General features: G+C 67.3%; 18 protein-coding genes and 1 pseudogene. 5 read left to right on the top strand and 14 right to left on the bottom strand.

The window, feature by feature from the left end; all coding sequences use genetic code 11:
• Positions 1-19 precede the first annotated feature (19 nt).
• From ACSQ89_RS40650 to ACSQ89_RS40595, 12 genes are all read right to left on the bottom strand, one after another.
• A complete protein-coding gene (locus tag ACSQ89_RS40650; protein ID WP_436297792.1) occupies positions 20-997 on the bottom strand; it encodes an NAD(P)H-dependent flavin oxidoreductase in 978 nt (325 codons plus the stop codon).
• Positions 998-1,068: 71 nt separating this feature from the next.
• Positions 1,069-2,589, bottom strand: a complete 1,521-nt coding sequence (locus ACSQ89_RS40645; protein WP_436297791.1) for an AMP-binding protein — start codon at positions 2,587-2,589, stop codon at positions 1,069-1,071.
• Between the two features lie 34 nt (positions 2,590-2,623).
• The gene (locus ACSQ89_RS40640; protein WP_436297790.1) at positions 2,624-3,658 is read right to left on the bottom strand and encodes an acyl-CoA dehydrogenase family protein; all 1,035 of its coding nucleotides are present in this window, start codon (positions 3,656-3,658) and stop codon (positions 2,624-2,626) included.
• Complete coding sequence (locus ACSQ89_RS40635) at positions 3,655-4,812, bottom strand: acyl-CoA dehydrogenase family protein (RefSeq protein ID WP_436297789.1); 1,158 nt, start codon at positions 4,810-4,812, stop codon at positions 3,655-3,657. The genes ACSQ89_RS40640 and ACSQ89_RS40635 overlap by 4 nt, the downstream gene beginning before the upstream one ends.
• Before the next feature lie 19 nt (positions 4,813-4,831).
• On the bottom strand, positions 4,832-6,295 hold the full coding sequence (locus ACSQ89_RS40630) for an aldehyde dehydrogenase family protein (protein ID WP_436297788.1): 1,464 nt from the start codon (positions 6,293-6,295) through the stop codon (positions 4,832-4,834).
• Positions 6,292-7,836 (bottom strand): class I adenylate-forming enzyme family protein, encoded by a 1,545-nt coding sequence (locus ACSQ89_RS40625; protein WP_436297787.1) that lies wholly within the window; start codon positions 7,834-7,836, stop codon positions 6,292-6,294. The genes ACSQ89_RS40630 and ACSQ89_RS40625 overlap by 4 nt, the downstream gene beginning before the upstream one ends.
• Positions 7,837-7,843: 7 nt before the next feature.
• The gene (locus tag ACSQ89_RS40620; RefSeq protein WP_436297786.1) at positions 7,844-8,281 is read right to left on the bottom strand and encodes a Zn-ribbon domain-containing OB-fold protein; all 438 of its coding nucleotides are present in this window, start codon (positions 8,279-8,281) and stop codon (positions 7,844-7,846) included.
• 5 nt (positions 8,282-8,286) lie between these two features.
• Positions 8,287-9,453 carry a thiolase family protein gene (locus ACSQ89_RS40615; RefSeq protein ID WP_436297785.1) on the bottom strand — a complete coding sequence of 389 codons (1,167 nt, stop codon included), beginning with the start codon at positions 9,451-9,453 and terminating at the stop codon, positions 8,287-8,289.
• Positions 9,454-9,456: 3 nt separating this feature from the next.
• Positions 9,457-10,251: an enoyl-CoA hydratase/isomerase family protein gene (locus ACSQ89_RS40610; RefSeq protein WP_436297784.1), complete on the bottom strand. Its 795-nt coding sequence runs from the start codon at positions 10,249-10,251 to the stop codon at positions 9,457-9,459.
• 18 nt (positions 10,252-10,269) lie between these two features.
• Positions 10,270-11,079: an ABC transporter ATP-binding protein gene (locus ACSQ89_RS40605; RefSeq protein ID WP_436297783.1), complete on the bottom strand. Its 810-nt coding sequence runs from the start codon at positions 11,077-11,079 to the stop codon at positions 10,270-10,272.
• 1 nt (position 11,080) lies between these two features.
• Positions 11,081-11,944 (bottom strand): ABC transporter permease, encoded by an 864-nt coding sequence (locus tag ACSQ89_RS40600; RefSeq protein ID WP_436297782.1) that lies wholly within the window; start codon positions 11,942-11,944, stop codon positions 11,081-11,083.
• Entirely contained in the window at positions 11,941-12,942 is a 1,002-nt protein-coding gene (locus ACSQ89_RS40595) for an ABC transporter substrate-binding protein (protein WP_436297781.1), read from the bottom strand. Before ACSQ89_RS40595 ends, ACSQ89_RS40600 begins: the two co-directional genes overlap by 4 nt.
• Before the next feature lie 217 nt (positions 12,943-13,159).
• Between ACSQ89_RS40595 and ACSQ89_RS40590 the strand changes: the two genes are divergently transcribed.
• The 3 genes and pseudogenes from ACSQ89_RS40590 to ACSQ89_RS40580 form a co-directional block, all read left to right on the top strand.
• Entirely contained in the window at positions 13,160-14,077 is a 918-nt protein-coding gene (locus ACSQ89_RS40590; protein WP_436297780.1) for a LysR family transcriptional regulator, read from the top strand.
• Positions 14,078-14,137: 60 nt separating this feature from the next.
• A complete protein-coding gene (locus ACSQ89_RS40585) occupies positions 14,138-14,677 on the top strand; it encodes a TIGR02444 family protein (RefSeq protein WP_436297779.1) in 540 nt (179 codons plus the stop codon).
• A 104-nt stretch (positions 14,678-14,781) separates the two neighbouring features.
• Positions 14,782-14,970 (top strand): annotated as a pseudogene (locus tag ACSQ89_RS40580) (hypothetical protein); the annotation flags it as partial.
• Between the two features lie 3 nt (positions 14,971-14,973).
• Here the strand turns inward: ACSQ89_RS40580 and ACSQ89_RS40575 are convergent.
• Positions 14,974-16,152, bottom strand: coding sequence for a PLP-dependent transferase (locus ACSQ89_RS40575; RefSeq protein ID WP_436297778.1), 1,179 nt, complete (start codon positions 16,150-16,152; stop codon positions 14,974-14,976).
• Positions 16,153-16,446: 294 nt separating this feature from the next.
• Between ACSQ89_RS40575 and ACSQ89_RS40570 the strand changes: the two genes are divergently transcribed.
• Positions 16,447-17,076 (top strand): phenylacetaldoxime dehydratase family protein, encoded by a 630-nt coding sequence (locus ACSQ89_RS40570; protein ID WP_436297777.1) that lies wholly within the window; start codon positions 16,447-16,449, stop codon positions 17,074-17,076.
• Between the two features lie 7 nt (positions 17,077-17,083).
• Positions 17,084-17,176: a hypothetical protein gene (locus ACSQ89_RS40565; protein WP_436297776.1), complete on the top strand. Its 93-nt coding sequence runs from the start codon at positions 17,084-17,086 to the stop codon at positions 17,174-17,176.
• Between the two features lie 93 nt (positions 17,177-17,269).
• On the opposite strand, the gene ACSQ89_RS40560 is transcribed toward ACSQ89_RS40565, so the two are convergent.
• The gene (locus ACSQ89_RS40560) at positions 17,270-17,983 is read right to left on the bottom strand and encodes an IclR family transcriptional regulator (RefSeq protein WP_436297775.1); all 714 of its coding nucleotides are present in this window, start codon (positions 17,981-17,983) and stop codon (positions 17,270-17,272) included.
• Between the last annotated feature and the right edge of the window lie 22 nt (positions 17,984-18,005).

Here is an 18,005-nt window from a genome sequence, read left to right as displayed (position 1 = left end):
TCTGAAAGGCTGATCTTGCTCAGGCCGCGGTGCGCGCTCGGCCCAGCCCATGACCGAGCGCGGCGTCGTACTCGGCGGCCAGGCGATCGATCAGCGCACCGGCGGGCAGCACGCGATCGATCGCACCAATCCCCTGGCCGCAGCCCCAAATCTCCTTCCAGGCCTTGGGCTTGACGCGGTCGGTGCCGAAGTTCATGGCGCTCGCATCGCTCTCGGGCAGGTGGTCGGGGTCGAGCCCGGCCGCGACGATCGAGGGGCGCAGGTAGTTGCCGTGCACGCCGGTGAATAGGTTGGTGTGCACCACGTCGCGGGCCGAGGCGTCGACGATCATCTGCTTGTAGGCCGCGGCGGCATTGGCCTCTTCAGTGGCGATGAAGGCAGAGCCCATGTAGGCCAGGTCGGCGCCCATGGCGCGCGCCGCCAAGATCGAACGGCCACTGGCAATGGCGCCCGACAGCACCAGCGGGCCGTCGAACCACTGGCGGATCTCCTGCACCAGCGCAAAGGGCGACTGCGTGCCCGCGTGGCCGCCCGCACCGGCCGCCACCGCGATCAGGCCGTCGGCGCCCTTTTCGATCGCCTTGCGTGCGAAGGCATTGTCGATCACGTCGTGCAGCACAATGCCGCCGTAGGCGTGGATCGCGTCGTTCACTTCCGGCCGCGCGCCCAGCGAGGTGATGACGATCGGCACCTTGAAGCGCGCACACACCTCGAGGTCGTGCTGCAGCCGGTCGTTCGAGCGGTGCACGATCTGGTTGACGGCGAAGGGCGCGGCGGGCCGCTCAGGATGCGCGCGGTCGTGCGCGGCGAGCGCGTCGGTGATGTGCTGCAGCCAGCGCGCGAGCTCTTCCTGCGGCCGCGCATTGAGCGCCGGGAAGGAGCCGACGATGCCCGCCTTGCACTGGGCGATAACCAGTTCGGGGTTGGAGATGATGAACAGCGGCGAGGCGATCACCGGCAGCCGCAGCCGCTCTGAAAGAACCTGGGGAAGCGTCATGTGCAGACTCCTTGATTGGACGGACGGGGATATCGAGGGCGCGTCTCCCAAGACTCGCCGCTCTGTAGGATTCAGATGCGGCGCGTCTGGTCGCGCCAGTAGGGCTCGCGCAGCAGGCGCTTGAAGATCTTCCCGGTATCCTCGCGCGGCAGCTCGGCGTGGAAGTCGATGGTGCGCGGCACCTTGAAGTTGGCGATGTGTTCGCGCAGGAAGGCCTGGATGCGGGCTGCGTCAAGTTCGGCGCCGGGCCGCAGCTGCACCGCCGCGGCGACGCCCTCGCCGAACTCCTCGTCGGGAATGCCGAACACCGCGCAGTCGGCCACGCCCGGCATGCCCTGCAGCACCGACTCGACCTCGGCCGGGTAGATGTTCACGCCGCCCGAGATGATCATGTCGGTGCGCCGGTCGCAGATGTAGAGGAAGCCGCGCTCGTCGAGGTAGCCTACGTCGCCGAGCGCCACAAGGCCGTCCTGTTCCATCGCGTCGCGTGCCGCCTGGTTGTTGACGTAGGTGAAGTCGGGCATGGCCGGCTGGCGCACGTAGATCGCGCCGATCTCCCCCGCGGGCAGCGTGCGGCCCGCGTCGTCGACAATGCGCAGCAGGGCCGGCCCAAGCGGCTGACCGACCGAGCCCGGGTTCTCCAGCCAGGTCGGCGAATCGATGAAGGTGACGTAGCCGGTCTCGCTGGCGCCGTAAGCCTCGGTGATGACCGGGCCGAACCAGTCGATCATGCGGCGCTTGACCTCGGGCGCGCAGGGCGAGCCGGTAGAGGCTACGTGGCGCAGCGTGGCGACGCTGAAACGGGCGCGCTCGGCCGCGTCGAGCGCGAGCAGCCGGCGGTACATCGTGGGCACCAGGTAGGCGTGCGTAACCGCATGGCGCTCGATCAGCTGCAGCGTGCGCAATGCATCGAAGGCGGGCTCGAGGATCAGGGTGGCACCGGCGTCGCAGGCCTGCACGAGGTACATGGTAGAGGCGCTGTGATAGATCGGCGCGCACAGCATGGCGGTCACCCCCGGCGCAATGCCCGACGCGATGCGTCCGATGCGGCGCGACTCCAGTTCCAGCGCGTCGCGCAACTCAGGCGCCAGGGCCACCCGGCGCACGCCCTTGGGCTTGCCGGTGGTGCCCGAGGTGTATTGCACTGAGCCGAAATGCAGGCGCGGGCGCGGGGCCATCGGCGGGGCGCCAACACCGAAGTCGCCCCAGCGCGTGGCACGGCCCACCGCGTCCGGCAGCGGGTGCGCCGGATCGGCCGGCACGGCCACGAGGGCGACGCCCGCCGGCACGCCGGCGAGCACCTGCGCGAGCAGGTCCTCGTGCACGAACAGCATCGCGGCGCCGCTGTCTTCGAGCATGAAGGCGGCCTCGGGCGGCTTGCAGTGCCAATTGAGCGAGACGAAGTAGATGCCGGCCCGGCGGCAGGCCAGGATCAGCGCCGCATAGGCCGGACAGTTGCGCATCATCACGGCCACGGTCTGGCCGTGCGCCACACCGGCGGCCTCGAAGCCGGCGCACAGGCGCTCGACCTCGGCCTGCATCCATTCGGGCGTGAACGTCCGGCCTGAAAAAACGATCGTCGGGTAGCTCACTTCGGTTGTCTCCTGTTGTTCGTCTCGTTCGTTCTCAGCGGCGTTGCAGCGCCGCCAGCGCCTCGCCCGCGTGGCGCGCGCCCACGGTCATGGCGCGGCGCAGGTAGAGGCCCGCATCGTGCTCGTCGGCAAAACCGATCGCACCGTGGAACTGCACCACCTCCTTGGTGACGCGCAGCGAGGCGGCCGCGGCCCGCTGCGCCGCGGCCGCCGCGGCCCAAGCCTCGCGCGCAGTGCCGACGGCGCGTGCCGCCTCGTGCACCAGCGCCCGCGTGGCGGTGACGTCAACATGACAGTCGGTGGCACGATGCTGCAACGCCTGGAAGCTGCCGATCGGCACGCCGAACTGGCGGCGCAGCCGCAGATAGTCGAGCGCGAGGCGCAGGGCCGCATCCATCAGGCCGCAAAGGTAGGCCGCATCGCCCAGCCAGGTGAGCTGCCGGCCGCGCGCCCAGACCGCCTCGCCGGCGACGCCTGACAGCAGCGGCGACGCCTTTTCCCAGGCCGCGGGCTCGATAGTCAGGCTGGCCAGGCGGCTGCCGTCCACCGCATGGCGCACGTGCAGCGCAAGGCCGACGGCGGCCGGCTCCAGCAGGCGCACGACGAAGCCCGCACCCTGCCCGCTTGCGACCAGCCACCGCGTCGCTGCATCGCCCTCGGGCACCAGCGACGCCGAGAGCGTGCCATCGGCCGCGACCGTGGCGTGTGCGAGCGCGACATGAGCCATGCCCTCGATCAACGCCCGCAGCGTGGGCGCAGCGGCCGCGCCGCCTTCGGCCAGCACCGCGGCGGCCGCCATCCCCAGCGTGAGCGGTGGCGTGAGCAGGGTGCGCCCGGCTTCCTCCGCCACCACGCAGAGCGCAGATGCGCCGAGTTCGAGGCCACCCGCCGCCTCGGGCACCACGATCCCGAGCCAGCCGAGTTCGGCGATGGCCTGCCACGTTGCGGCCTCCCACGCAAGGCCGCCCTCGTGCACGCGGCGCGCGAGGGCCGGTCCGCCGTGCGAGGCCGCGAAGGCGGCAGCGCTCTCGGCAATCATGCGCAGGGGTGCGCTTTGTTCGGCGTTCATGGTTTGGCTCCGACCGGCAGACCTAGCACCCGCGTCGCGATGATGTTGCGCTGCACTTCGCTGCTGCCGCCGTAGATCCCGAGGCGGCGCGCCTGCAGGAACATCTCGGTGGCGTCGAGCAGATCCTCGCCGTGGCGGACGGCGTCGCGCAGGGCGGCGGCTGGACCCGCGACGCGCTGCACCAAGTCGAGCAGTTGGTGCACGGTCTCGGTGGCGAGAAGCTTGAGGTAGGAGCTGTCGGCCGCGATGCCCTGCTCCGCCGCCTCGGCGGCTTCGAGGTAGGCCGCCACGAGCGTCTCGACCTCCACTTCGGCCAGCGCCACGGCCTCATGCACGCCGGGCGGCACGCGCTCGGCCGGTGTGGCCCGCAGCATCATGCGCAGCCGCTCCAGCGCACGCAGCGCCTGCGCGGGTGCACCGATGCGCAGTCGCTCCTCGCTGAGCACTGCGGTGGCCACCTGCCAGCCCTTGTCGATCTCGCCGACCACGTTCTCGAGCGGCACCACCACCTCGTCGAAGAAGACCTCGGCGAACTCCTCGTCACCCGCGATGGTGCGGATCGGCCGGCACCGGATGCCCGCCGTCTTCATGTCGATCAGCACAAAGGTGATGCCGTGCTGCGGCTTGCCGGTGCTTGAGGTGCGCACCAGCGCGAACATCCAGTCGGCATGGTGGCCCCAGGTGGTCCAGATCTTGTGGCCGTTGACGATCAGCGTGCCGCCGCGCACCTCGGCGCGGGTGCGCAGGCTGGCCAGGTCGGAACCCGAACCCGGCTCGGAGTAGCCCTGGCACCAGACCGCGTCGCCCGAGAGGATCGACGGCAGGTGGCGCTGCTGCTGCGCCGGCGTGCCGCGCGCGATCAGCATCGGGCCGATGTGGTTGAGGCCCTGCGTCGGGAAGTCGGGCGTGCCGGCGCGCGCCATCTCCTCCATCAGGATCACCTGCTGCACCGGGCTCGCCCCCATGCCGCCGTGCGTGCGCGGCCAGTGCGGCGCGATCCAGCCGCGCTGCGACAGCGCGCGATACCAGGGCATGCCATCGGCCGGCAGCGGGCGGAAGGTTTTGTGGCGCAGCGCGTCGGGCACGTGGGCCGCGAGCCAGTCGCGCACCTCGCTGCGAAAGGCTGCGTCGGCAGCGGATTCGGGTCTGAGCATGATGGCAATGGCGGCCGCCTCAAAGGCTGCCTATCTCCTGGTAGACGTGTTTGATCTCGAGGAAGTCGTGCATGCCCTCGGCCCCATGGAGCCGGCCGAAGCCGCTCTCCTTGTAGCCGCCGACCTCGGCTTCCGCGAATAGCTTGTTGTGCGCGTTGATCCACACGGTGCCGCAGCGGATCTCGCGCGCAATGCGCTGGGCGCGCCCGCTGTCACGCGTCCACACACTCGCGCCCAGACCGAAACGGGTGGCGTTGGCCAGAGCGACCGCGCCGCGGTCGCAGTCGAAGACCTCCAGCGTCATCAGCGGCGCGAAGTGCTCGTCCTGCACCGCCGCAGACTGTGGGTCGTCCACCTCCACCAGCGTGGGCGACACGAAGGCGCCGTGCGCGGGCAGGCCCGCCACCGGACCACCGCGCACCACCATGCGGTGGCCTTCGCTCAGGTCTTCGACCAGGCGCAGGATGCGGTCGCGGTTGGCGACGTCGATCACCGCGCCCATGCGGCTGTCGGGCAGGTGGCCCGGGCCGACGCGAAAGTCGTGCATCGCCGCCGCCATCGCCTCGCGGAAGTCGCCCAGCAGCTTGCGGTGCACCAGGATCCGGCTGGCGGCGGTGCACTGCTGGCCCGACAGGATGGTGCCGGCCGCGAGGATCTCGCGCACCGCGAGCCCCAGATCGGCATCGTCGCAGACCACGCAGGGCGCTTTGCCGCCGAGTTCGAGCGACAGCCGTTTCAGTTGCGGCGCCGCCGCCGCCATGATGGCCTTGCCGACAGCGGTGCTGCCGGTGTAGCTCAACGCGTCGACGCCGGGCGCCGCGACGAAGGCCTGCGCCACGTCGCTACCGGCCTCGTGCACGATGTTGATCGTGCCAGGCGGCAGGCCCTCGGTCTCGGCCAGGCGCTGCGCCACGCGGTGCATGAAGAGCGCGGCCTGAGGCGCCGCCTTGACCACCACCGTGCAGCCGGCCGCCAGTGCCGGGGCGAGCGAGCGCACGAACAGGATCAGCGGCGCGTTCCAGGGCACGATGATCGCCACCACGCCTGCAGCCTCGTGCGTGATCAGCGAGCGCACGCCCGGCGCGGGCTCGACCACGCGGCCGGCCGCGCTGCGCGCCATGCCTGCGTAGTAGCGCAGCTCCGAGGCCGCGCCCTCGACCTCGCCGGCCGACTCGCGCAGCACCTTGCCGTTCTCCAACGTGAGCAACAGCGCGAGTGATGCGGCATCGGCCGCCAGCCGGTTCGCCATGTCGAGCAGCACCTGCGCCCGCAGGCGCGGGCTGTGGCGCCAGGGGGTGGTGTCGAAGGCATGGCGCGCGGCGTTGATCGCGGCCTGCGCCTCGGCGGTGCCGCCGGCCGGCGCATGGCCGATCAGCGAAGCGTCGGCCGGGTTGGTCGATGCGAAAGCGGGGCCCGAAGGCAGCCACGCGCCGCCGATCCAGTGCGCGGCTTGCGTGTCCCAGCGCGTGGCCTCGGAACTCATGCCACGGGCTGCGCCAGGCGCGCCAGCGCCCTCTCGCGCAGTTCGGCCTTTAGCACCTTGCCCACGCCGTTGCGCGGCAGCGCATCGACGAAGAACACGTGCTTGGGCTTCTTGTAGCTCGCGATGCGCGAGCGCGCGTGCTCCTGGATCGCCTCCACGCTCAGCGTGCGGCCTGGATGGAGCTCGATGAAGGCAGCCACGGCCTCGCCGAAGATCTCGTCTGGCACGCCCACCACGGCGGCATCGGTCACGTCGTCGTGCTCGACCAGCACCTGCTCGACTTCCTTGGTGTAGATGTTGAAGCCGCCGCTGAGCACCATGTCCTTCTTGCGGTCGACGATGTAGAGGTAGCCGTCGGCGTCGAAGCGGCCCATGTCGCCGGTGTGGATCCAGCCGTCGACGATGGTCGCGGCAGTGGCGTCGGGCCGCCCGAAGTAGCCCTTCATCGTGGTAAAGCGGCCGGCCTCTCCGGAGCGCACCAGGATCTCGCCGACATCGTCCACCGACACCCGCTGGCCCTTGTCGTCGACCAGCTTGACCTGCACGCCCGGCGTGACGCGGCCGACCGACGCAGGATGGGTGAACTGCTCCTCGTGGCCGAGCACCGTGACCGATCCGACCTCGGTCATCGCGAAGAAGGAATGCAGCCGCGCCTGCGGCAGGTAGCCGATCATGCGCCGCTTGAGCTCGACCGGGAAGGCCTCGCCGGTGACGATGATGTGACGCAGGCTGGCGCAGCGCGCAGCCTGCTGCTCGAGCACCGGCATCAGCATGCGCGCCACCGTGGGCACCATGCCGGCGGCGCTGACCTGCTCGCGCTCGATGGTCTCGACCGCGGCCTGCGCATCGAAGCGCTCCATCACCACCAGCTTGGAGCCCAGGCACATCGAATTCATGAGCCGCGCCAGCCCCGTGCGGTGCGCGAGCGGCGTGGTGACGAGGAAGACGTCGTCGGCCGTCACGCCCCACTCCACCGCGTTGATGAAGGCGTTGCCGATCACGAAGTTGGCGTGCGTGAGGATCGCACCCTTGGGCTTGCCGGTGGTGCCTGACGTGTAGAGGATCATCGCGTCGTCGGGCGACAGCGCCAGTTCGGGCAGGCGCTCGTCGGAGCGCGTGCGCAGCGTCTCGAAGGACTCGGCGCCGGCCACCTCGCCGCCGACGGCCACGCGGCGGATGCCCTGGAGCTCGGTCGACAACGCGCCGATCGCCTCGGCGCTTTCGGCATGGAACACCAGCACGCGCGCCTGGCTGTCCTGCGCGAAATACACCAGCTCGCGCGGCGTGTTGCGGGTGTTGACCGGAATCACGATCGCACCCACCGAGAAGGCCGCGTACATGATCTGCACGAACTCGATGCAGTTGGGCAGGTACACGACGATGCGATCGCCCTGCACCACGCCGGCACGCCGCAGCCCGGCGGCCAGCGAGCGCGAGCTCGACAGCAGGTCGCCGTAGCTCAGCCGCTGCGTGCCGACAACGACGGCCGACTTGGCGGGCGTGCGCAGCGCATGCGCCGCCATGAAGTGTTCGAGACGCATGACGCTCCTAGGCGAGTTCGAAGGCCGGGTAGGACTGCTCGGGCGTCAGGTGGTCGATCGCCAGCTTGACCCGCTTGCCGATCGCGAGATCGCTCGGCGCGCAGCGCAGCACGTTGGCGATGATGCGCACGCCCTCGTCGAGTTCGACGGTGGCCACGCACAGCGGGATGCGGCCTTCGACGCCCGGACCGGGGATGCGCACCACGGTGCAGGCGTAGATGGTGCCGGTGCCGGCGACCTCGCGCCACTCGAGCGTGCGGCGCCCGGTGAAGCCGCTGACCGGCTTCGGGTAGTGCTGGAAGCGCTTGGCGACGGTGCAGTACTGCAGCACCAGCTTGCCTTGCGCGATGCCGTCCCAAAAAGGCTTGCTGTCGACGTAGACGCCCTGCTTCGGCACGGGTCGGACCGGCGCGGCCGGGGCGGTGGTGGGGGTGGTATCGCTCATGTTTTTCATGCCTCCAGGACCAAGGCCGAACTGGTGCCCCAGTTGCGACCGTAAGGGATCACGCCGATGCCGGTGACCAGCGCGTTGCGCGGGTCGGGCACCTGGCGGCTGCCGCCTTCGCCGAACATCTGCCGCACGGCTTCGGCCAGGTTGAGTCCGCCGCTGGCCAGGCCGGGCTGCCCGGCCGAGATCTGGCCGCCGCCGGTGTTGAGCGGCAGGTCGCCGTTGAAGGACAGGTTGGTGCGCAGCGTGTAGGCCGATCCTTCGCCACGCTCGCAGAAGCCGAAGGCCTCGAACTGCATCATCACGGCGATGGTGAAGTCGTCGTAGGGCTGGAACATGCGCACGTCCTTGGGCGCGAGCTCGGCCCGGCGCAGCACCTCGGGGCCGATTTTTGTGAAGCCCGACAGCGTGATGTCGGCCAGCGGATCGGCGCCGTTGAAGTTGGTGACCTCGCCGTAGGCCACGGGGTAGACCATCTTCTTCAGGCCGAGGCGCTTGGCGTTCTCCTCGGTGGTGACGATGAAGGCGTTGGCGCCGTCGCAGAACATCACGCTGTCGAGCACACGCAGCGGGTCGGAGATGACGCGCGACTTCAGGTACTCCTCCATCGTGAGTTCCTTCTGGAACTTCTTGTAGCCGTTCGGGTTGTGCAGCGCGTGGGCGCGCTGGGTGATGGCGATCTTGCCCAGCGCCTCGGGGTCGAGCCCGTACTGGTGGATGTAGCGGCTCATCAGCAGGCCGAAAGTCGCGGGCGGACCCTGCACGCCGGGCGGGTCCTGGAACTCGCTGCGGTAGGCGCCGTAGTTGGAGCGCCAGTCGGAGCTGGGCGCGTCGGACGACATCACGACCGCCAGCTTGCACATGCCGTCGCGGATGGCCGACATGGCGCGCGCCACGCCGCCGGTGGCCGAGCAGCCGCCGATGCCGCCGTAGTTGAGCCAGGTCGGCGTGATGCCCAGCGCCTCGGTCATGTAGACCGCGAAGAAGGGGTTCTGCGCCTCCGACAGCGCGGTGGTCACCGACAGGCCGTCGATCTCGCTCTTGTCGATGCCGGTGCGCTCCAGCAGCTGGTCGAGCGCTTCGCCCGCCAGGTCGTAGGCACTGCGGCCGGTCTTGAAATCGATGGCGGTCTCAGCGTAGCCGCCGATCACGATGTCTCTCTTCTTCATCTCTTACTCTCCTCGGAAACCAGGGCTGCGCTTTTCGCGGAAGGCGCTGAGGCCTTCCTGGCGGTCCTTGGTGAAATACAACATGAAGGACACGTCGCCTTCGGCGGCCATGCCCTCGGCCAGCGGCAGGTCCATGCCGCGGTCGATCACGGACTTGGTGAACATCACCGACAGCGGTGCGTTGCCGGCGATGGTGCGGGCCAGCTCGCGCGCCCTCTCGATCGCCCGGCCGGCCTCGGTCACGTGGTTGACCAGCCGGTACTCGCGCGCCTCGGCCGCGGTGATGCGCCGGCCGGTCCACATGAGTTCCTTGGCCAGCGCGGGGCCGATCAGGCGCGGCAGCGTCTGCGTGCCGCCGCCGCCGGGCATCAGGCCCAGGCGGATCTCGGGCAGACCGAACTTGGCGTTGGCGCCCGCGACGATCATGTCGCCCACCAGGGCCAACTCGAGCCCGCCGCCGAGCGCGAAGCCCTCGATGGCGCTGATGATGGGCTTGCTGTAGCCGGGCAGCGAACGGAACAGCTCGTTGACCTTGCGCGAGCGCCGGCGCTTGCGATAGAAGTCGAAGTACTCGTTGTCGCCGATGCTGAATTCGCTGGTGTCGATGCCGGTGCAAAAAGCCTTGTCGCTGCCGCGCAGGATCACGGCGGCGATCTCGCGGTTCGACTCCGCCTCGCCCAGCACGTCGAGGATCTCCTCGGCGGTGGTCTCGCGCAGCGAGTTCATTTTCTCGGGCCGGTGGATGGTGACCTCCAGCCAGCCCTCCACCTGCTCGACGATGATGTCCTGGTAGCTCATGGGTTGTTTCGCTTTCTCTTAGTGCTCTGTTGTCGTGAAGGAAGAAGTGGGGTGCCCGGCCTCGGCCGATGCATCGGTTTCGCCGCCGATGGCGTGCTCGATCTGCTGGTGCATGCGGGCCATGCAGGCCGCGTCCTGGCGCTGCGCGACGCCCACCGACAGCTCCAGGCAGACGCGGGCCGGCGCGGCCAGCACCAGGATCCGGTCGGCGATCTCGAGCGCGTCCTCGATGCGATGGGTGACGAAGACGCAGGTCTTTCGCTGCTCGCGCACGATCTCGGCGAAGTCGCGGCGCAGGGTCTGCGAGGTCACATGGTCGAGCTGGCTGAAGGATTCGTCGAGCAGGACCAGCGCCGGATCGACTGCCAGGGCGCGCGCCAGCGACACGCGCTGTCGCATGCCGCCCGAGAGCTCCGAGGGGTACTTGTGGCCGGCATCGCCCAGCTTCACGCGGCGCAGCCATTCGGCCGCCCGTGCGCGCGCCTCGGCCTTCGGCCGGTCGAGCAGCAGCAGGCCGAGCTCGACGTTCTCCTGCGCAGTGCGCCAGGGCAGCAGTCGGTCGGTCTGAAAGCTCACGGCCAGCTTGCCGCGCAGCGCAACGAAATCGCGCGCAGGATCAGCACCGGCGACGCGCACCGTGCCCTCGTCGGCGGACGAGGTGCCCATGAGCAGCGACATCACGGTGCTTTTGCCGGCACCCGTTTGACCCAGCAGCGCCACGGTTTCGCCCTCGCGGACTTCCATCGACAGGTGGTCGATCGCCGTGTGGTCGCCGAAGCGCTTGCTGACGTCGCGCAGCTCGATCAGGGATGTGGAGGTCGTCGTCATGTCAGCGCACCTTTGCTTCCTTGCGCCAGCCAAGGAAGCGCGCCTCGGCCAGGGTCGCGAGCCATTGGATCAGCAGGTTGAGCACGACCAGCAGGACCGTCCATGCCAGCACCTGGTCGATGCGGAAGGTCGACTGCGCGAAGCTCATGCGCGAGCCGAGGCCGAAGGCCGAGGCCACCAGCTCCGCGAAGATCACCATGCGGATCGCGTAGCCGATCACCGACTTCGTGGTGAGAAAGATGTACGGCACGATGTGCGGCGCGACCAGGTAGCGCAGCATCTTCCAGCGGCTCGGGCGAAAGCTCTCCAGCATGTCCACCCAGTCGGTCGACAGTGCCCGCACGCCTTCGTACACGTTGAGCGCATAGAAGGGCAGCAGGATCACCGTGAGGATGAAGAAGATGCGCGCCTCCGGATCCTTGAACCAGAACACGGCCAGTAGCATCCACGACAGCGCAGGGATGCCGGTATCCACCACCACCAGCGCCTTCAGATAGGGTCCCACCTTCTTGGAGGTGCCCATCAGCAGTCCGATGGCCACGCCGGCCACTGCCGAGAAGACGATGGCCACGCACAGCCGGCCGAGCGTGATGGCCACGTGCAGCAGGTCGGTGGTGAGCAGCTGGGCCAACGCCTTCGCGATCACCGTCGGCGACGGCATCACGTACTCGGGCACATACCAGCTGCCGACCTCCATCGCGCCGAAGATCAGCACGACAACGACCAACAGCGCCTTCAGCTCGCTGCGATCGCGCACCTTGGGCACAGTGATGGCCGCGGTGGTCGGCGACTTCCGGCCCGCCGCAGCGGAGGAGGAAGAGGCAGGCTTGGCCATGTCGACGGCCCGGAGTTCAGCCTGCTTCATGCTGCGAAGAACCCGTTGTCGACCACCTTGGTCAGAGCGGCATTGCGCACCAGGAATTCGCTGGCGGTCACGATGCTGCGGCGGCCCTCCGCGGTCTGCATGGAGACATGCTTGAACTCCAACCGCTTCGAGGCGATCGCCGTCTTCAGCACGTCCGGCGGAATGCCGGAGTTGGCGCCGGCGATCTTCACCGCCTCTTCAGTCTTGCTGTTGATGCCCTCGATGCACTCGCCGAAGGCCTTGTTCAAGCGGGCCACCAAGCCAGGGTCGCGGGCAACGGCCTCCTTGCGCACCGCCACGCCGAAGTACGGCAGGTCGAGGTTGACGCGGCGCCGGTATTCCTCGCCGGCGTTGTAGAGCACCCGCATGTCGGGTACGCGAGCCAGCCCGACCGACACGTTGGGTTCCCAGGTCAGGCCGGCGTCCGCGCGATTGGCCATCACCAGCGTGACCGAAGCGGCCGGGTTGTCGACGTTCTGAACCACGGCGTGGGTCTCGAGGTCGATCCCGGCGAGGTCCTTGACCACGGCGCGCATCATCCGGTAGGTGCCCGTGGACTGCGGGGCCGCCAGCGTCTTGCCCTTGAGTGCCTGGATCGTCTCCGGCCCCTTGGCCTGGGTGATGATGTTGATCATGTTGCCGGTGGTGACCGAGCACACGTACTGCAGCGGCACGCCGGAGAGGTGGCGCGAGGCGAAGGTGTCCCAGCTGCCGATGCACACGTCGTAGTTGCCGGCGACGAAGTCGTTGTAGTAGGTGGTCACCGCGGTGTACGCGGTCGGCTTGCCAAGCTGGAGCCCGTTGGCCTTGTCGAGCTCCTTGGCGACCATGTAGTCGGTCAGCAGCGTCGTGAAGCCAGGCGTCAGGTTGGCCCACTTCAGCGCGGGCTGTGCCCTCGCCGTGCCGCCGGCGAGCGTGCCGAGCCCGAGGAGCGTGGCAGGTGCAAAGGCCGAGGCTGCCTTGAGCAGCGTCCGGCGCGAGAGTGCGTGTCTCTTCATTGGCTTGTCTCCTTGTTTTGGTGAATCGCGGAGTGCGGTCCCGTCGGTGGCCCGCGCTCGCGATCTGTGTCGCGGGGATCATCGTAGGAACAGGGCTGCGTTCCGAATAGCTGCAGGGATGGACCGGGAGTTCCATTTATGGAACGCACGAATACCGCTTTGCCCCTGATGTCGACTACGCTCGGGACCGCCCAGCTCCCCGAACACACCGATCTGCATGACCGACAAACTCGATCTGAATTCGCTGCGCCTGTTCTACGACGTCGTCAACGCGCAGAGCATCACGCGGGCCGCGACCGAGCTGAACATGCCCAAGTCGACCATCAGCCGCAAGCTCACGCAGCTCGAGCAGCAGGTCGGCACCGTCCTGCTGAAGAAGGGCCAGCGACGGCTCACGACGACCGAGATCGGCACACGCTTCTACGAGCACTGCCGGCGCGTGGTGGACCAGGTCGAGCAGGCCGGGCTGGACACCCTGCAACTGCAAAACGCCATGCGCGGCGCGCTGCGCGTGAGCATTCCCATTGACTTCGGTGTGTCGTGGATCGGCAAGGCGATCGCCGAGTTCGTGCTGGCCTATCCGGAGCTCGAACTGGAGGTCGACGTGAACAGCCGCCAGGTCAATCCAAGGGAAGACCCCTACGACTTGACAATCCAGCTCGGGCCGCTGAAGGACACGGATCTCACCTACCGACGCATCGCAACCATCACGCGTGGCGTCTACGCCAGCCCCGAATACCTTGCGCGCCGCGGCGTGCCGCTCTCGGTGGACGATCTGCACCGCCACGACTGCATCATCACCGCGCAGCAGCGCATGGATGGCATCTGGACCCTGCGCAACCAGGCAACGCACCGCTTCGCCAACATCGAGGGGAAGGTGGTGGTGAACAACATCTCCATTGCGCGCGAGATGGCCATCGGCCACGTCGGCATGAGCATGCTGCCCAACGTCATGTGCGCCAACGACCTGCGCAGCGGGCGCCTGCAGCGCGTGCTAAAGGATTGGGAAAGCCCGTCGATGCATGCCACCGCGCTGGTGCTCAGCCGAAAGGGCATGCCCAGCAAGATTCGCGCTTTCCTGGACTTTCTCGCCGACAGGCTCAGCCTGGACCAGCAGGAGTCGCGTGGCACGTAAATGCGGCCGGACCTGTGCGCCTCCGCAAACGCCACGTATCCCTGCCCCTTCCCCCGACCCATGACCGATACCGCATCCGATGCCTTCTCCATCGAGTTGAACCATGTCCTGCGCGTCTACGCGCAGCCGGGAGTGGCCGAGGCCTGCCTCCTTCTGCAGGATCGCGCGGGCGTCGACGTGGTGGTGCTGCTGCACGCCATGTACCTCTTTGCCGCCAAGGGCATCGCCCTCGATGAACAGGCGCTTGCCAGCGCCGAGGCGCGTGTCGGATCGTGGCGGCGCGAGGTCATCGCACCACTGCGGGCGCTGCGCGCAGCCCTCAAGCCCGGTTTCGCCGGGTTGCCGCCTACCTCCGTGGAGCAGACCCGTCAGAAGATCATGGCAGCGGAACGCGATGCAGAGTTCGCCGCGGTTGCCGCGTTGTGCGGGAATGCCGAAACGCATCGGCAGGGATCGATTCCGGCGACCGATAGTGCAGGCCCACTGCTGGCTCGCGTGCTGCGTCTGTATGCAGCCAACGCCCCTCCAGCATCGCAGCACGATGTGGCGGTGGAGGCGGCGGTTCGACGCCTGGAAAGCCTACTCGATAAGGAAAGCTAGGCTCCGCAAAGCAGCCTGCGACCAGGGTGTCACAATTGCGCGGAGGCGTCGGGGCCGATCCTCCTTGCGACGTTGTTCACCACGCCCAGGCGCCTGGTTGCGAGATTCGTTGGGGCACGCGTCTTGAACTGCGCAAAGTGCTCAAACGGCTGCACTATCCTTTGGAAGTGATGTTGGTCTGCGCCCGCTGGTATGCACCTGCCCTTTAAGTTTTTCCCATTCGGAGGAAATGATGAAGGGGCGCGGCGTCTTTGTAGATCACTCCACGGGTGCACCGCTGGGCTTTGAGAATCTGTCTATGCAGCCAACGCCTCGGACAACGCTTGTGCCAAATCTTCTCGCAGATCGTCAGCGCTCTCCAGGCCGATCGAGAACCGCAGCAGATGTCCGGCATAACTGTGCTTGCCGCTACGCAGGCTTCCCATGTCATAGGGCATGACCAAGCTCATGGGACCGCCCCAGGACAGACCAACCCCGAACAATCGAAGACGATCGCAGAAGGAATCAACTTGTGCGGAGGTATGGGACTCGTCGATGAGCACCGAGAAGAGGCCGGCGGCTGCACTGCAGTGCGTCGCCCAGTATTCGTGCCCTGGACAAGATTCCAGCGCTGGATGCAGGACCCGGAGAACGCCCTTTTGCTTGGCCAACCAAGAGGCGAGCGCTCGAGCCGTAGCGTCGTGCAAGTCATAGCGAGCCTTGATGGATGCCAGTCCCCGCAGGACCAGTTCCGCATCATTGGCACCCACGCCCATGCCGAGATCCAGGTAAGCGACGCGGAGTTTGTCATGCAACTTGTCGTCGTTCGTGATGATTGAGCCCATCAAGATATCGGCACCGCCAGAAGGGTACTTTGTCAGCGCGTGGACGCTGATGTCCACTCCCATCTCGAAGGGAGCGAAAGCGATGCCCGCACCCCAGGTGTTGTCGAGCCCGACTATCGCGCCAGCGTTCTTGATGGTCGCCACCAACGAGCGAAGGTCCGGAAATTCCATGGTGATCGAGCCGGGCGCCTCGACCCAGACGAGCTTGGTACGCACGCTGAGCTTGGCCTCCAGATCAGCGAGGTCCATCGGGTCGTAACACTGATGGGTGATGCCCAACTGCGAGAGGGTCGTGCGTGCATGGCGCAGCGAAGGCCCATAGACGTTGGTCGGCAAAAGCACCTCATCACCGGCCGACAGCAAGCCGAGGTTGACCGTGGCAATGGCAGCCTGCCCGCTCGGGCAGAGCAGGCAGTGCCGGCCGCTTTCCAGCGTACACAGACGCTGTTCAAGGGTGTACGTTGTAGGCGTGCCGTAGAGGCCGTAGCTGTACCCGTCGCGGTGACCGAATGCCTTGGCACGTTCGCGCACCGTCGCCGCGTTCGGGAACAAGACCGTAGACCCCTTGAACACGCCGGGCGGAACCGCCGCATATCCGGCAGGCGGGACATAGCCGTGGTGAATCAATTTGGTGCTGATGTCTTGAGACATGGCGAGAGCTCTTCTACTGGTGAGGAGCCTCAATGTATCGGAACACGCGGCTGCCACCGATGCGGGCGTCCCCAGGCAAAATCGCACATCGGGTTGCGCCTATGTGGCAAGGCGGCCTTGGGCAACTTCTGCACGCTCCATTGCGCAGATTCGCCTTGCGTAGGCTTCGGCATGATCAACATACTGCGATTCCCGCCGGAATTTCGCTGCGCAGGGGATGGGCCTCACCTTGGCGGCATCCGGCAAAAGAAGCTATGACTGCAAAGCTGATCGAGAACGCGCCCGCGGAAGCCTATGGCCCGTCAGAGCGAGGGTTTCCGTTGCGCAAGCGCGAGGACTTCGTTCCTCAAGTGCAGCGCTGGTCTTTCCAATTGCCGCCCGACTGCATGCAGATGCGCGTGGGCTTTTGGGCAGTGCAGGGCACAGGTTGCGATCTACCCTACTCCCTACTGTGGCTACTACGGTGCGATGCGCGACCGGATTCCCCTGGCTGCGCGCGATCCTCTGGATGCACCGGAAGGCGCCATGCTGGTCGCGCAGTCCGGGCGTGCCGGGTACGGCGAGCGCTGGCGGATCACGCCGCCTCACAATCTCGCCGTGATCCGGTCCGCCAATACGTGGGGGCGCATGGACGAAGAGCAACTGGCCGACTACGAGAGGAATCTCCAGCAGCCGCTGCAAGACGGCATGGCGTATCTGCGCGAATCACCGTTGCCCACAGGCTGTGCTTCGCTGAGGATGCAGCGCAAGTTCGACGCACAGGGGCGCCCACTGCCCGAGGAGCATGCGCTCGGGCATTTTTTATCGCTGCGGCACATGGAGGCGTGGGCGGAGAACCACGCGACGCACGCGGCAATCTTCAAGGCTGCGACCTCTCGCTACAAAGCGCTATGGCGAGGACAACCAGCTGCGTACCTGGCATGAAGTTTATGTGCTTCCGGCCGGCGATCAGCTCTTCGAGTACATCCATTGCGGTCCTGAGACCGGTCTGCTGCGATGGTTCGACGGCGAGCGTGTGGGCTGAGGGGCCTCAAGCGTTATGCAACCCGCTTGAAATACGGCGGGCCCGCCTTCTTGGTATTCGCCGAGAACCATAAGGGGCGCGCAGCGCTGCGCATCAAGAGGCGGCATCGAACCACGTGGCGTCGCCACCGAAAAGATCGGTCAGCTTGCGTGCCCCGGCGAAAAGCGCCTGAAGCATCGGCGCCTGATCGACGTTCTCGAAGCGATAGCGCGGTCCGGAAATCGTCAGCGCGCCTACCAACTGTCGATTCACGCTCAGCACCGGAACCGACAAGGCCGCGATCTCCGCGTCGTACTCGCCGAACGAGGCGCAAGACATCTCGGCGCGGATGCGGTCATATTTCTTTCCGGTCTTCTTCTCTCCGAAGGCCAAAAGCACCTGTGGGGCGGCGCCCTTGTCGATTGGCAAGCGGTCGCCTTCGCGGATGGCATCCCGGATCATGCGGGCCGAGTCGACCCGATGAAGGCACACCGCATGTTCACCGTCGCGGATATAGAACGATGCGCACTCGTAGGTTGCCTCGACCACTTCGCGCAGCACCTCGGGAACGTGTTCCGAGGTGCGGCATTGCCGCTGGTAGATCGCACCGAGCCGCAGTGGCGCGGCACCCAACTGAAAAGAGCCGTCGGCCAGGCGCTTGAGGTAACCCATGCGTTGCAGTGACTCGGCCAGCCGCAGGATCGTGCTCTTGTAGAGTCCCGTGCGCCGCGCAAGATCGGCGAGCGTCAATGCATAGTCCAGTTCGTTGAAAGCGTCGAGCAGGCTCAACGCTCGTTCCACCGCGCTTACCCCGGAATCATCGGCCATCGAATGCCACCCTGAAGAAGAT

Origin of the sequence: Variovorax sp. LjRoot175 (assembly GCF_964253805.1) — a bacterium.
GTDB lineage: Bacteria > Pseudomonadota > Gammaproteobacteria > Burkholderiales > Burkholderiaceae_C > Variovorax.
This window is presented reverse-complemented; position numbering and strand designations above follow the sequence as displayed.

What these genes read in the sequence shown, in the direction of transcription:
- ACSQ89_RS40635 (WP_436297789.1), bottom strand. Translation starts at nt 4,812, where the DNA reads ATGCTCAGACCCGAATCCGCTGCCGACGCAGCCTTTCGCAGCGAGGTG.
- ACSQ89_RS40585 (WP_436297779.1), top strand. Translation starts at nt 14,138, where the DNA reads ATGACCGATACCGCATCCGATGCCTTCTCCATCGAGTTGAACCATGTC.
- ACSQ89_RS40590 (WP_436297780.1), top strand. Translation starts at nt 13,160, where the DNA reads ATGACCGACAAACTCGATCTGAATTCGCTGCGCCTGTTCTACGACGTC.
- ACSQ89_RS40620 (WP_436297786.1), bottom strand. Translation starts at nt 8,281, where the DNA reads ATGAGCGATACCACCCCCACCACCGCCCCGGCCGCGCCGGTCCGACCC.
- ACSQ89_RS40630 (WP_436297788.1), bottom strand. Translation starts at nt 6,295, where the DNA reads ATGAGTTCCGAGGCCACGCGCTGGGACACGCAAGCCGCGCACTGGATC.
- ACSQ89_RS40615 (WP_436297785.1), bottom strand. Translation starts at nt 9,453, where the DNA reads ATGAAGAAGAGAGACATCGTGATCGGCGGCTACGCTGAGACCGCCATC.
- ACSQ89_RS40640 (WP_436297790.1), bottom strand. Translation starts at nt 3,658, where the DNA reads ATGAACGCCGAACAAAGCGCACCCCTGCGCATGATTGCCGAGAGCGCT.
- ACSQ89_RS40625 (WP_436297787.1), bottom strand. Translation starts at nt 7,836, where the DNA reads ATGCGTCTCGAACACTTCATGGCGGCGCATGCGCTGCGCACGCCCGCC.
- ACSQ89_RS40595 (WP_436297781.1), bottom strand. Translation starts at nt 12,942, where the DNA reads ATGAAGAGACACGCACTCTCGCGCCGGACGCTGCTCAAGGCAGCCTCG.
- ACSQ89_RS40575 (WP_436297778.1), bottom strand. Translation starts at nt 16,152, where the DNA reads ATGTCTCAAGACATCAGCACCAAATTGATTCACCACGGCTATGTCCCG.
- ACSQ89_RS40600 (WP_436297782.1), bottom strand. Translation starts at nt 11,944, where the DNA reads ATGAAGCAGGCTGAACTCCGGGCCGTCGACATGGCCAAGCCTGCCTCT.
- ACSQ89_RS40570 (WP_436297777.1), top strand. Translation starts at nt 16,447, where the DNA reads ATGGCCCGTCAGAGCGAGGGTTTCCGTTGCGCAAGCGCGAGGACTTCG.
- ACSQ89_RS40610 (WP_436297784.1), bottom strand. Translation starts at nt 10,251, where the DNA reads ATGAGCTACCAGGACATCATCGTCGAGCAGGTGGAGGGCTGGCTGGAG.
- ACSQ89_RS40605 (WP_436297783.1), bottom strand. Translation starts at nt 11,079, where the DNA reads ATGACGACGACCTCCACATCCCTGATCGAGCTGCGCGACGTCAGCAAG.
- ACSQ89_RS40650 (WP_436297792.1), bottom strand. Translation starts at nt 997, where the DNA reads ATGACGCTTCCCCAGGTTCTTTCAGAGCGGCTGCGGCTGCCGGTGATC.
- ACSQ89_RS40560 (WP_436297775.1), bottom strand. Translation starts at nt 17,983, where the DNA reads ATGGCCGATGATTCCGGGGTAAGCGCGGTGGAACGAGCGTTGAGCCTG.